This window comes from Methanobacterium lacus (assembly GCF_000191585.1).
In the GTDB taxonomy this organism is placed as follows: Archaea; Methanobacteriota; Methanobacteria; order Methanobacteriales; family Methanobacteriaceae; genus Methanobacterium_B; species Methanobacterium_B lacus.
In genome coordinates this window covers 97,652-111,871 of record NC_015216.1, presented here as the reverse complement: position 1 = coordinate 111,871, position 14,220 = coordinate 97,652, and the positions used below count along the sequence as shown (strand labels likewise).

The window sequence follows — 14,220 nt, the reverse complement described above, 5'->3', positions numbered from 1 at the left end:
ATAAAATGTATATTTATTCGTAACTCTCGATTATTGACTTTAGGAGAGCCATACGTACTGGTACACCATAAAAGGCTTGTTCAAAATATTTTGCATGTTTGGTGTCATCCAAATCGTAGGATATTTCATCGATCCTTGGGAGAGGATGCATGACTATGAGGTCTGTGTCTTCAACCAGTTTTTTATCGATCATGTAAGCACCTTTGATCCTTGAAAATTCTTCTGGATCAGGGAATCTTTCCTTTTGTATTCTTGTGACATAAAATATATCCGAATCTTCAAGAACGCTGTGGACATCATCCGTTTGCTGAACTGATACACCTGCCTTGTTTAGATCATGAACTATTCCTTCCGGCATTTTAAGTTCTGGAGGGGAAACAAAGCTCATTTTAACATCAAACATTGCAAGAGCGTATGCAAGGGAATGTACAGTTCTTCCGTATTTTAGGTCTCCTATTAAAGCAACATGGAGATCGTCGATCTTTCCAAATATCTTTTTCATGGTGTAAAGGTCCAGAATGGTTTGAGTTGGGTGTTGGCCTGCTCCGTCTCCTGCATTGATAACTGGAACATCAACTATTCCACTAGCAAATCTAGCAGCACCTTCCATATTATGTCTAATAACTATGGCATCGGAATATTCTCCAACGATCTTTACAGTATCTGTTAAATTTTCTCCTTTGGTTGCTGAACTAACATTTGCTTCTGCAAATCCTATTGTACTCCCACCAAGTCTTTTCATAGATGCTTCAAATGATAATCTTGTTCTTGTACTTGGTTCGTAAAATAACATCCCCAACAACTTTCCAGATAGTACATTTGAAGTTTTCCTGGATCTGGCTATGGGTTCCATTTTATCTGAAAGTCTTAAGATATATTCAATATCATCTTTACTGAAATCACTAATGGAAATTATATTCTTTTGATTAAAGACCATTAAAACACCACTAAAAAATTCTATCAACTTTTTCTAAATTAAATTTGCAACCATACAATGATTAGTTGTTGTATTTACATTCAATTTATTATTTCTATTTAAATTTTCCTTCCAAAACTCAAGTAGCCAGTGTGCCCAGCCATTCGTGTTTTTGGTCTGGTTCCTTTGTTTGTAACTTCAATACCTCTAAATATACATTCAAAACTTTCAACTTCTTTGAATCCAACCTTTTTTAGTATCCTTTGAAGTACTTGGATCTGTTCAATGAATGGGGTGTAGGTTGCTATGTATCCACCATGTTTAAGGGCAGCCATAGCTTCATCTGCTGCATCCCATGGTTTTGGCAGGTCCAGAAATATCAGGTCAAGATCCTTCTCTTCTATACCTTCAGTCACATCCTTACATTTGACCTCAACATTATCCAATCCAAATCCTTTAACATTACGTTCTGCAATTTCTGCAAAGTCTTCTCTGATTTCATAGGAAAAAACTTCACCTTTGTCTCCTACAATGTTTCCAAAATGCATTGCAGTTGCTCCAGAACCACTCCCAGCATCTAAAACTCTATAACCAGAACCAAGACCAGTTATTGCAGTTATTATTCCAACATCCTTGGGAAGAATTATTGAACACTTTCTTTCCATGAGTTCAATGTAGTCGTTAATGTTGGGTTTAATTACTTTAAACTCACGTCCAAGGTGAGTTTTTAGGGTATCACCTGATTTTGAGCTTACTATATCTTCTTCGGTAATATATCCAAAGTCAGTGTGAAATTCTTGGTCTTTGACCATGTATTTTTTTCCTCGTTCATCCATTAATATTCGCAAATAATCACCCGAAAATTTTCGTTAATATTTATAAAATTGTTCTAATGCTATTTCAATTGTTAATTACAGTACTAAACTGCTATTTTTATGAATTAAGAATTCTTCAAATCAAGTTTAAGATATTTCTCGCTTTTGAGAGTTTTAAATCCAGAATCCACAACCCTTATAATATTTTTGGCTATTTTATCTCCAATACCATCAACTTTTTTCAGTTCTTCTTCAGAAGCATTTATCACTCCTCGAACTGTTTTAAATTCTTCTAAAAGTTTTCTAGCAGTTACTGGGCCTATATTCGGTAGTGATTCAACTATGAATATCTGTTGTTCCCATGTTGTCAGGGGTTTTTTCTCAGTTCTGATCTGAATATCTGATCTTTCATGGGTTTGTTCCCGTATTGCTATTCTGTTTATCATGGCAGCAGTATCTTCCGGTGATCTAGTTGGTATTATTGGTATCCCAAAATCGACTGCAATGGATGCTAATGCTCCTCTAACAGCATTTGGATGTATAAATCCTGAGTAGAATTCAGAACCTTCAATGATAATAACTGGCTTTTTAAAGTTATCCACCAGTTCTTTTGCCTGTTTATGAAGCCTTTTATCCATTATGGAGCTTACAAAATCTGTATTAGTTTTCCTTTCTATTGCAACATCATCACTTACTTGATAGTCGGCCACTGCAAGACTCTTAACTTTAATATCAACATTAAGTCGTTCTAATTCTCTTAGAACTCTTGAACTACCTTCCCGTGAATCTGCGTATATTATGGGTCTATTTTCATCGGCTGGTTTTTCCGCGTCTTCTGAGTTTGTTTTAGTTTTAACTGGTTTAAAATCAGTTAAATCTTTATTAAAATTTTTATTAAGCTGTTTTTTCATCTGTTTTTCTTTGTTAATGCTGGACCAGTAATATGATTCGTCTCTTGTTCCTTTTGTTATTAAAATGAACATTCTGCCTCTGTTTTTTCGTCCTGTTCTACCTCTTCTCTGTATCATTCGTATTTCTGATGGAACAGGTTCGTAGAGCACAACCAGATCAACTGAAGGTATGTCAATTCCTTCTTCAGCAACACTGGTAGAAATAAGAACATCATATTCTCCATTTTTGAAGGATTTAATGATTTCTTTTTGCTTTTTTTGTGTTAATCCCTTTTCATTTTCCCTTGATGCTTGGCCATAAAATTTAACTGCATTTATGTTCGTTTCCATACAGTGTTGATAGATATTTTCAACTGAATCTCTGAACTGTGTAAATATTATTATTCTTGAATTCGAGTTTTTCAATTCTTTTTTCAGTATCTGCATTAAACGTTTGAGTTTGGGGTGGTCAACTCCATTTTCAACAGCTTTATCAGCAAGCCCCACTGCCATCTGAAATTCAGCATCATTTAAAAGACCTTTTGCTGCTTTTGTTTTCTTTTTCTTCAACCTTTCTATGTATTTCTGAAGAGGAATTGTGCCTTGGGTTTCAAGTAATTCAACAGAGTGCTGAATATTTATCACTGCAGTCAAGATCGAAACTGCAAGAAAACATTTCTGTGGTGGGTGGAGGCTCACTCCAATACGTTTTTGAGCCCGACCTTTAGCTTTTAAAACATCTTTTTTACTTACATTGGAAATTGAACTTATAACTCCCATCTTTTTTAGAGTTGTTAATCTGGCCTTAAGCGCCTTCTCCAAATGCATTTTAATATCTTTAAGTTCTTGATTTAACTCTGTTTTAATCCATTTAACCTCCACTGGGTTAAAATATGGTTCAACATCAGAATCTTCTTCAGATTTAATTTCCACTTCCTTGATGTAAAGATTTTGACACACTTCTTGTATTTTGTCCTCATTCCAACCTGGAGATGCTGTGAGTCCAAGTAATAGTGGATTTTTAGCTTCTTTCACATACTTATCAGCCAAGTATACGTAGGAGTAGGATCCAACTCCTCTATGACACTCATCGAAGACCATGAGGGAAACATTTTTGAGATCGTACCTCGAAGAAATTATGTCAGATTCCACAGTTTGTGGAGTTGCGCAAATAATTTGTGAATTATTCCATAGTTTAACACGTTCTTCAGGTTTTATGGATCCTGTCAGTGAACTCACACTGGTTTTTAAAAATTCCCTAAAACTTTCCTCATGCTGAATAACTAGTGGTTTGCTAGGTGCAAGAACTAAAACCTTAGAATCTTCAAAGGTTTTTAATCTTTCAGCAGAAACCAAAGCAGCCACTATGGTTTTTCCTAAAGCTGTAGGGGCAACTATCATTGTGTTGCCTTTTTTAAGCACATCTGCTGCTAATACTTGTTGATAAAGTCTAGATTCTATCTTTTCTGGTTTAATCAGAGGATGCTGTATCCATTCCACCTTCTTGGAAGTTTGAACCTCCCTTTCAGTTTTTTTTGAGACCATTGTTTTGACCGTTAATGCAGTGATTTTCTTGACTAATTTGATTCATCTGTTGAATATTTATTTTTATTCATTACTTATATCATAATATTAAATGGTGATCCTAGGTATAATTTATTGGCAAAGCTGACACCAAATATCAAAAATAAATAGATGATTGAATCTTAATATTTACACTAAAATTTCTTCAGGTTCCTAAAATAAAAAATAAACCTATCTATAACTTAAAATTAAAACAGGGATTATATGGCCTTAAGTTGTCCAAATTTATTTGATTATAAAAAAAATTATTTGATTGTATGAATTTCAGCTAAATTTGTTGTTGAAAATCTCTTTCCAGTCATTTTCATACTCACAACAGTGTAATTATTTTCAGAGGCAACTTCAAGCATTTTTTCGGCACCTGTTTGATAGGCATATTCACGTTTATCATCGTCATGATTAATTAATAATTTGAATTCAGAGGCTTCTAACATTTCAATATCTCCATTAGAATTACCAGCTGCAAAGGCAGGTAAACGCCCGGTTCTGGTGAATATATGCTCAACCTTCCCAGGACCCACAACAATTTGCTTAAATGGTTCTTTTACTTTACGTAATCCTCCATTGTAGTATTCATAAATTTCAGTGGTGCCTATTATGTTCTCTTTAGGAATATTAAAAACTCTCTCTGATATGGTCCTAATAAATTCACGACCACTACCTGTGCATAGAAAAATCCTATATTCATACTCTTTTAAAAGTTCAAAAAGTTCTAACATTGGTTTGTATATCAAATCAGTGTAACAAACTCCAAATTTTTCTTGTTTTACTTTTTGGAAAAAATTTGTCACATCTTCCTCATACTCTTCAGGAGTTTGTCCATAACTCCAATTAGCATATGTTTCTGCCATTAATTTAACAATTCTGGGTTTTTCTTCGTCACTAATTACTTTAACATTATTTTCTATCTCAAAAATACTCTTATATGGTTCTTTATCTTTTAAATGGGGATATTCTTCAGCTTTTGAAATAAGAGTCGAAATTAAATAGAGAATTTGTGCTGGTGCTGGTTTTTCTATGCTCAATGTTCCGTCGTAGTCGAAACTTGCAATTCTGTCTTCGGGTTTGATGAAATTTGGACCACTTTCAACAGATGATTCTAGAAATTCAAGTATGGACTGTTTAATTAATCCATCATTCCAGCTCGTTAGTTTATTTTTGCTCATAAATTAACCTCTATAATGCATAATCAATCAATTTTCAAAATAATCCATAACAACTAAGATGGATTACTTCAAAAATACATTTTACTATTGCATCAAATAATTTAAACTGAATTTATCACTTAAATCTAATGCTAATAGTGTTTTTGGGTTTAATTGCAATAAAATGAATTATCATCGTTGCAGTAAACTAAAAACTTAATATATCTTCTTGGGTAAAATATTTAAAATTGTTGGTTCCAGAAACCTGACAACAAACCATAGAAATGCATTAAAACTAATTGAACATAGATGTTAGCAAAAATGAAATAAAATAATCACTACAATAGGAAGCTATGATTAAACACATTATGATAAAAAAAAAGTAGTCAAATTTTAAAAAATAATTATTTGTAAATTATTAAATTTTCCAGTTCGTTGTATACTACATCAAGTCCACACATGTTCGGTACGTAGTTAGCTGCTTTGGCTGAGTCTACACCCACCACTTTGTAGTCTAGTTGTTCAACAGGTGCAACTACCATGCATGTGTCGCAAACAAGCTTTCCACCAGCAGTTTCAATGGTTTTAGTGTAACCCATTCTATCTGCAGCTGCCTTAATTGAGATTGATGTACACACCCAAACCATATTTTTGATTTTTCGTCCCTTTAACAGATCTGCAACCTGTTTAATTTCTTCGAGTGAAGCATGTGGACATCCAACACATATCAAATCTGGTTTTTCATCAGAAGTTGTTAAGGTAGCTCTGGTTTCATTAATATCTTCTCTTCCTACAGAAATTGTTTCAATTTCTTCGTTTAGAGTGTATTGTTTAGCCCATGAACTTTCTGGAGTTACATTTTCAACATGGTACAGTGCAACGGATCCTGAAGATGCGAGTGCAGCTCCCAACCATTTAAGCTGATCTGTTCCGGGATGATTTTTAAATTTGAAGTAAGGTACTCCTCCTCCAACTTTGTTTCCAACAAGATAACCAAGTGCACCGTAATCTGATCCTTGAATTTCTGTATCAACATCCACTATCAAAACAGGTTTCCTTGCTTCATCCATGTGATATCCATATTCTGCTGTTCTTCCACATATTGCTGCTGATAATGCTCCTGGACCACCTTCACGATTTGTTCTAGCTCCAAGCACGGAATTGGCATAGCAAACAGCTGATGATTCTGACCATGCAATATGTGATCCTAATGTTGGTACGTTTCCAACTAGGTATGGTGTACATGTGCAGGTGGTTGAGACACCCATTTTTTGGTAGGCCTCTACTATGGCCTGTTGTTTTAGGGTGAATTCTTCAGAAAATCCAAGTTCCTTCCATATTTCCAAATCCACACCTGCGGGGTTCAATGTTGATGGAACTCTTACATGGGCATCCACTGAAAGTTCTTGAAGATATTCCAGTCCGGCATCACCAATGGTTTTGTAAGACACTCCAGATATCTGTGCTGAACTGATACTCACCAGTTTTTCAGCACCGTAGATATCACCCAATGCCACCAATATTTCCATGGATTTTGCAACAGCAGAACCTTCTTCTCCTTCATACATCCTTTCTTCTTCTTTTGTCAAGTGCATAGAATCACTTTTAGTTTGTTTTATATATTAGGAATTTAACTGTGTCCTTACTATTTCATCCACCAAGTTCAGGAAGTTATCCATTTCTCTGTATGGAACAACAGCACCTGCTGCAATATTATGTCCGCCACCTGAGCCATTAAAGCTTTTAGATGCATTCTCTAATGCATATCCTAAATTAACGCCCATTTCAGTCATTTCTGTGGTTGTTCTTCCAGATACTTTGATGATGTTGTCCATTCTTGACATGGCCAATACAGGTTTGCCGGGATCCAAAATCTCAAGATCAAGCCCTATACTGGAAAGAGTACCCATTATACGTTTTTTCCGTTTTTCTTCGGTGTAAATGTATTGTATATTGTCTTGAATCACGGATCCTTCTTTTTTAATCCATTGAATTCCATGTACTAGATCTTCTCTGTAACTTTTCACCAGTTTCTGAGCTTCTTGGATTGAATCTTTTCTGTCTCCGATACAGATGCTGAGCCCGATACCCTGTTTTTTATTTTTCCCACATGCATCTAGTATGTTGGAATATTCTTCCAGGTTGGTTAATTCAGGTACTTCAGATGGGATCGTGAAAACATCTCCAAATATTTTTGGATTGATCTTAACCAGTTCTGCCTTCAAAATATCCTTTTCTTCGTTGCTCAGTTCTGTGAATTTGATTCCATAGGATATGCCAATTTTTTCTAGGAATGTCACAGCTCCTTCTTCATCTCCTGAAATTCCTTTCAGAACAGGATTTATGGTGTAGGATAAAGCTTTGTAAAGGGGCTCATTCGATCTGTAAGCAATTTTAAGGTCTTCCCGTATTTCGATATTTCCAGAGTCCACACCATCATCTTGTATCATTTTGTTGACACCGGTGAATCCATTTTTATATTGCATATCTCCGAATGCACCAACCAATGCCAAACCTGCAAGATTTTTGCAACCCATTGGCCTGACAGTTAGGTAAGACACTCCTGAACCACTAACATCTTTGGTTCCGTCTAATTCATAGAGGTGTGGATTTACATGTACTATGGAATTTGATAATTCTTCTTTAGAATCAATTGTCTGATGATGATCTGCGATGATCACATCACCTTTAAGTCTTTTAATTCCCCTAAGGTTGCCACTTCCCATATCACAGAAAATAAACAATTTATATTTTTCTTTCAGGAATTTAGCTATATTTTCATCCTTTAATCGGGGTATAATAGTGACATGGAATTTTCCTTGCTGTTTGGCTACTGCATTGCACATTACACCTGCAGCGGAAATTCCATCAGCATCGTTGTGAGAAATAATTCTCACAACATGATCCTGATCAAGATGCCTGCCAAGTAATTCGCAGGCTTCTTCGGCCTTATTTAACAAGGAGTGCTGCTGTTTTTGGATCATATCTCCAACCTTCAGGGAGCACACCTTCCCTTACATAGTATCTTACTAGCCTTCTGATTTTGGATTCGATAATCCTCAGGCCTCTCTTGGTGTGAAGGTCCTTTGGATTTTCCTCTAAGTGGTCCCTTATGTTAACTGCCTTTTTTATGAGATTTATGAGTTCTTCAGGGTATTCTTCTGTTTGTCCGTTCTTTTCTAGAACTGCGGTAATTTTTAAACCAGTTACGGCTTTAACATCAGGAATTCCGTACTGATCTCGGAGTATTACTCCAATTACACTCGTTGATTTTCCCTCTTTTCTGAGTTTTAATATTAATTCTTCAATTTCTTCGTTTGAATATTCTGTCCATTCAGGTTTTGCTGCCATTTAATCACCTACGTAATCTTTATACCATACTGCAAACTTTTCAAGTGACTTTCTGCGGTGTGAAAATTTATTTTTCTCTTGAGTACTCAGTTCTCCAAAGGATTCAGAATATCCTTCTGGGATAAATAAGGGATCGTATGCAAAACCATTTTCACCCAGCTCTGAGTTATCTATTCTTCCGCTGACAGTGCCTAAAAAAATCTCGGGCTCGGTTTTGGGGGTGCAGAACCCAACAGCCGACCTGAATTCGGCATATCTGTCTGTATTATCACTCATTAGTTTCAATATGCCCTCATTTCCTAGTGTATCTTGAACATATGATGAATACGTTCCAGGAAACCATTTGAGGGATTTAATGAAAATTCCAGCGTCTTCTACTATCACTGGCTTGCCAAGACGCACAGCTACATGTTTAGCACCGAACTTTGCTACATCTACCAGATCTCCTTGGATTTCTGGGTAACCAAAGTCAACATGTTCCAGTTCGATTCCAAAGTTATCAAAGATACCTCTGGCTTCTTTTACTTTGTGTTGGTTACCAGTTATAAATGTTATCTTCATTTCATGTCACCATTACCAATAATTTTATTCATAATTTGCTGTGTAACGTCCTCTATTTTCTATTTCAGTAATTTTTTTAGTCACTGCATTATAATCCTGAGCATTTTCATATCCTTTGAGTATGTATCTCATGCATTCATCTGAAATATCGTTGTGAACCCCTGAAATGGCTTTTTTAAACACAAGTAAATCTACTCCCTTATCCTCCACAAGATCAGATATGGTGCCAAGTCCAAAGTCTAGGAAGTACACAGACTCCCCACTCAAGATCAGATTCGAACTCGTTAAATCTCCATGTATAATGCCACAATTATGTAAATTCGCTAGATTTTCCCCTATTTCGACGCATATCTTTTCTAGGGTGCTGGAATCAGAATGGTCTAATACTTCTTTCACGACTTGTCCATCTATTTTTTCCATCACAATTGAAAAGTTCTTTTTGTCTATATCAAAGACTAAGGGAGTTTTGACTCCACAACGTTTAGATTCTCCCAACAATTTAGCTTCTTGTTTGGTTCGTTTTTTCCTTAATCTTAAATCAATTTCAGGTATTCTGTAACTTTTTGAAACTCTGTTTTTGATGATTACGTCATTATCAAGCCACTGACCGGGATAAATATTGGCTTCAGCTCCCTTTTCCAGAATATTTTTGGGTAATTTCAATGATTTCCCTGCACTTTTCATCCATGGAACATCAACCTGGTCAGTTCTGTATTTCTGTATGACTCCTGTGTCTTTAATATCCTTTACTAAGCCATTTTTATGCATTAATTGCCCCATCCATGCGATCATTGCTCCATTATCCCCGCAGTACTTGACCGGCGGCATATAAAATTCACAGTAATGTTCTTCAGACATGGTGGCCAGCATTTCTCTTAAACGTGAATTTGCAGCTACGCCCCCGCACAACATAACTTCCCTCTTATTGGCATGTGCTATGGCTCGCTCAGTTACCTCAACAAGCATTGAAAATGCAGTTTCCTGCAGGCTGTAACATACATCTTCAATGGATTCTCCAGATTCGTATTTCCTAATGGCTGCCGTTAAAAGCCCAGAAAAGGAGAGATCCATGCCTTTAACAGTGTAGGGGAGTTCAATGTATTTGGAATAATTTTTAGCCATTTTTTCTACTTTTGGACCTCCCGGATGGCCCAATCCAACTGATCTGCTGAACTGATCAAGACAGTTTCCCATGGCCACATCCAGAGTTTCACCGAATACACGATATCTTCCATATTCATAGGCTATTATTTGTGTATTGCCGCCGCTAACGTACAGTGTAACAGGATCAACAGCTCCAGTTGTTAACTTACCAATTTCAACATGGCCAATACAGTGATTTACGCCTACAATAGGAATTTTAAGCATTAAAGAAAGGCTTCTAGCTGCTGTAGCTACGGTTCTTAAGGCAGGCCCTAATCCCGGACCTCTTGAAAAGGCCACAAGATCCAAGTCATCCAAAGACAATCCACTTTGATTTAATGAATCGTTGATGAGAGGAACTATAGTTGCAGCATGATGTTCAGCAGCTTCCCTGGGATGAATTCCCCCTTTTTCAGGTATCAATGGTTTGCCTGCTGATGCCAGAATGTTACCTTCTGAATCAACTATTCCTACACCTGTTTTTTCTGCAGTACCTTCAATTCCTATACATATCATCCAATCACTTTAATTTTTTAACCTAATTTATTCTCAAATTCTTTAAAATGCGTCATCATTATTTTTCTTTAAGGTTTAAATGAGCTATCATTACTTATATTGTTTCATAACAATAAGTACTCTGAAGGTGAGGCAATGGATGAAGCAATTAAGTGTTACGGATCATCAGATAAGATTGACAATTTAAAATGTAAGGACTCTTTATTTTTATGTGTTATAGCAAGTACTGAAACATCTAGAATTCCAGGTATCACTGGAGCAGGAGCAACCCCTGAACTTACGGATTACACTCCTGCTGCTGATGTGGAGTTGGTTATTTTGGGAAATCCAATTTGTCTTCCAGAAATTCCAAAAACAGTTGTTAATGGTGGATCAGCACCAACACCTGCGGTGATCACGAAGGCGGCATTGGATCTATCGGAAATTCCATTTATGGTGGCTGATGCAGGGGCTGCAATCAAACCAAACGTTCCATATATTAATATTAATGCCGTTCCTGGGGGCAATATTGGTACTGGTAGGGCAATATTAAATTCTGAAGAAATTTTTAACAAAGGATTTATCCTTGGAAAAACCCTTTCGAAGCTAACAGATCACCTAATTATAGGTGAAAGCACACCAGCAGGAACAACAACAGCCCTTGGAGTTTTAACTGCCTTAGGATACGATGTTGATCATAAGATAAGTGGGAGCACACCAGTGAATCCCCACGATCTAAAACACAAAATAGTGGAAGATGGACTTATTGCATCTGGCTACAAACCAGGTGAACTTAATGACGAACCATTTAAAGCAATAGATTCTGTAGGAGATCCAATGATTCCCGCTGTCGCAGGTATTGTTATGGGTGGTGACATTTCGGTTACTCTTGCTGGAGGAACTCAGATGACTGCAGTTTGTGCAGTTATTAAAGCAATAAATCCTGATTATGATTTTACTGATCTTTCCATCGCAACCACGATATTTGTGGCAGAAGATGAAAGCTCAGATCTAATTTATTTAAAGAGACAAATTGGAGATATAACTGTGTTTGCAGTGGATCCTTACTTTGAGAAATCTAATACTGAAGGTTTGATAAACTACACTAAAGGTTCTGTTAAAGAAGGTGTAGGTGCTGGAGGCGCAATGTTTGCAGCATTATTAAAGGGAAAATCAGTGGATGAAATTAGAGCAAGAACAGAACAGCTTTGTAGGGAAATTTTCTAAATAAAGTTAATATATATTATTTTTTTTAAAAAAAAGAAGAAATGGATGGATATTAACGATTACATTACTACCGTTAGGATTATAACTATAATACCTACTACCCAGCAGTAGTACGCAAATATCATAAGTGTTCTTTCTTTTATTATTTTCATCAGCAATTTTATGGCCAAGTATCCGAAGATGAGTGCTGCTAAAAATCCTGCTGCAAATACTACAATAGTCGCATCAAATGAGGTTATATCCTTAACTTGGACTAATGCTGCCCCTAATATTGCTGGAATAGATAATAAAAAGCTGTATCTTGCTGCTAGTTCTCTGTTTAATCCTGAGTAAAGTCCTGCAGCGATCGTTGATCCAGACCTTGAAATTCCAGGAGCTATTGACAAAGCTTGGAATACACCAATCACAATGGCATTTTTTAATGTCATATCTTTAACATCTTTGTGGCCAGTTTTTACCCTTTCTGAGGCCCATAATAAGAAACCAGTGATAATAAGGAATATACCCACGTAAAGTATGTTGCTGAATAAGGCTTCGAACTCATTTTTAAAAAGGATTCCTGCTAATCCAGCCGGGATTGTTCCTATTATTATTAACCATGAAAGTTTTTTGAAGGGTTCATCATTCAAACCTTGTTTGAAGTTACCTCTAAACAGGTCAAGAAGACTTGATATAAAAGATTTAATTATTTGAACTAGGTCCTTCCAGAAGTACCCTACTACTGCAACCAATGTACCCAAGTGAAGTACTGTGTCGAATGCAACGTTTTGAGGGAGATGTAGTACATCTGTCATGAAAACTAAATGAGCTGAACTACTAACTGGTAAAAATTCCGTTAATCCCTGTATTATACCTAAAATTATTGCTTGTACAATGTCCATTTTATAAACACCTTTTGTAAAATATAAAAAATTACTAAATAAATTATAAGTTATAACTTCTAAGTTATTTGTTATAACTTATAACTCCTTGGTCTCACACATAGCTGAGCCAACCATGTTCATCTTCTTCTTCTCCATTAACCAGTGAAAAGAAATTTTCTTGAATCTTTTTTGTAACTGCTCCTCGTGTCCCATTACCGATTATTATTTTGTCAATGGAGCGAACTGGTGTTACTTCGGCGGCTGTACCTGTTAAGAATACCTCATCAGCTATGTACAGCATTTCTCTAGGAATATTCTCTTCACGAACTTCCAATGAGAGTTTTTGTGCTATTTTGATAACAGAGTCCCTTGTCAATCCTGATAGAAGTGACGAAGATATTGGTGGTGTGTATATTGCTCCATCCAAAACAACGAAAATGTTCTCTCCACTACCTTCACTCACCATTCCCTGATAATCTAACATGATGGCTTCATCGTATCCATTGGCTATGGATTCCATCTTAGCTAACTGTGAATTCATGTAGTTCGATCCAGCCTTAGCCATGTTTGGCATGGTGCCTGGAGCCATTCTTCTCCAACTGGAGGTTCCAATATTAACTCCATTTTCAATGGCTTCTTCACCAAGGTATTTTCCCCAAGCCCACGCAGCAACTACGGTTTCAACTGGACAGTTCAAAGGATAGACTCCCAGTTCTCCATAACCCCTAAATGCTACAGGCCTTATGTAGCATTCTTTTAGTTGATTGATCTTTATGGTGTCTAACACGGCTTGGCTAAGATCTTCTACTGAGTAAGGAATTTCCATCCGGTATATTTTACCGGAGTTTATCAACCTCTTAATATGGTCCTGCAAACGAAATACTGCAGGACCATTTTTAGTATCGTAACATCTTATTCCCTCAAAAACGCTGGTACCGTAGTGAACAACATGTGAGAGTACGTGTAGATTCGCATCTTTCCAATCTACAAAATTTCCATTAAACCATATTTTTCCATTTTCATCAAACGCCATTGTAAACCCTCAAATTTATTTATAATAATTATGATTCTTACAATAAATAGATTTATAAATCATTAATTAATTACTTTTTACTAAGTAAATATTCATTTGTAGCTTTTTTGTCCATCTGTTTAAGAACAAAAAAAGATGTTGCTAAAATGGTAATTTACTGATTTCTTGAAAAGGTTTATATATCCAAACACCTAATA

At 36.1% G+C, this 14,220-nt stretch carries 12 protein-coding genes; 1 reads left to right on the top strand and 11 read right to left on the bottom strand.

Translation table 11 applies throughout. The features are described 5' to 3' along the window. Window positions 1-13 precede the first annotated feature (13 nt). The 9 genes from pyrB to METBO_RS00505 all read right to left on the bottom strand — a co-directional run bounded on the left by pyrB (window position 14) and on the right by METBO_RS00505 (window position 10,921). Entirely contained in the window at window positions 14-937 is a 924-nt protein-coding gene (gene pyrB / locus METBO_RS00545) for an aspartate carbamoyltransferase (RefSeq protein ID WP_013643713.1), read from the bottom strand. Between the two features lie 98 nt (window positions 938-1,035). Then, window positions 1,036-1,764 (bottom strand): tRNA (adenine-N1)-methyltransferase, encoded by a 729-nt coding sequence (locus METBO_RS00540; RefSeq protein ID WP_013643712.1) that lies wholly within the window; start codon window positions 1,762-1,764, stop codon window positions 1,036-1,038. A 92-nt stretch (window positions 1,765-1,856) separates the two neighbouring features. Further along, a complete protein-coding gene (locus METBO_RS00535) occupies window positions 1,857-4,166 on the bottom strand; it encodes a DEAD/DEAH box helicase (protein WP_013643711.1) in 2,310 nt (769 codons plus the stop codon). A 284-nt stretch (window positions 4,167-4,450) separates the two neighbouring features. Further along, entirely contained in the window at window positions 4,451-5,371 is a 921-nt protein-coding gene (locus tag METBO_RS00530) for an HAD family hydrolase (RefSeq protein WP_013643710.1), read from the bottom strand. Between the two features lie 383 nt (window positions 5,372-5,754). After that, window positions 5,755-6,945, bottom strand: coding sequence for an aconitase X (locus METBO_RS00525; RefSeq protein WP_013643709.1), 1,191 nt, complete (start codon window positions 6,943-6,945; stop codon window positions 5,755-5,757). A gap of 27 nt (window positions 6,946-6,972) precedes the next feature. Further along, entirely contained in the window at window positions 6,973-8,334 is a 1,362-nt protein-coding gene (locus METBO_RS00520) for a single-stranded-DNA-specific exonuclease RecJ (RefSeq protein ID WP_013643708.1), read from the bottom strand. Further along, window positions 8,300-8,701 carry a 30S ribosomal protein S15 gene (locus METBO_RS00515; RefSeq protein WP_013643707.1) on the bottom strand — a complete coding sequence of 134 codons (402 nt, stop codon included), beginning with the start codon at window positions 8,699-8,701 and terminating at the stop codon, window positions 8,300-8,302. The genes METBO_RS00520 and METBO_RS00515 overlap by 35 nt, the downstream gene beginning before the upstream one ends. Then, window positions 8,702-9,262 carry an XTP/dITP diphosphatase gene (locus tag METBO_RS00510; protein ID WP_013643706.1) on the bottom strand — a complete coding sequence of 187 codons (561 nt, stop codon included), beginning with the start codon at window positions 9,260-9,262 and terminating at the stop codon, window positions 8,702-8,704. Window positions 9,263-9,286: 24 nt separating this feature from the next. Continuing rightward, window positions 9,287-10,921 (bottom strand): bifunctional N(6)-L-threonylcarbamoyladenine synthase/serine/threonine protein kinase, encoded by a 1,635-nt coding sequence (locus METBO_RS00505; RefSeq protein WP_013643705.1) that lies wholly within the window; start codon window positions 10,919-10,921, stop codon window positions 9,287-9,289. A gap of 135 nt (window positions 10,922-11,056) precedes the next feature. On the opposite strand from METBO_RS00505, the gene cobT reads away from it, so the two are divergent. Then, on the top strand, window positions 11,057-12,127 hold the full coding sequence (gene cobT, locus METBO_RS00500; RefSeq protein ID WP_013643704.1) for a nicotinate mononucleotide-dependent phosphoribosyltransferase CobT: 1,071 nt from the start codon (window positions 11,057-11,059) through the stop codon (window positions 12,125-12,127). 59 nt (window positions 12,128-12,186) lie between these two features. Here cobT and uppP read toward each other — a convergent pair whose 3' ends face one another. After that, window positions 12,187-13,008 (bottom strand): undecaprenyl-diphosphatase UppP, encoded by an 822-nt coding sequence (gene uppP / locus METBO_RS00495; protein WP_013643703.1) that lies wholly within the window; start codon window positions 13,006-13,008, stop codon window positions 12,187-12,189. 94 nt (window positions 13,009-13,102) lie between these two features. Continuing rightward, entirely contained in the window at window positions 13,103-14,023 is a 921-nt protein-coding gene (locus tag METBO_RS00490; protein ID WP_013643702.1) for a branched-chain amino acid transaminase, read from the bottom strand. Between the last annotated feature and the right edge of the window lie 197 nt (window positions 14,024-14,220).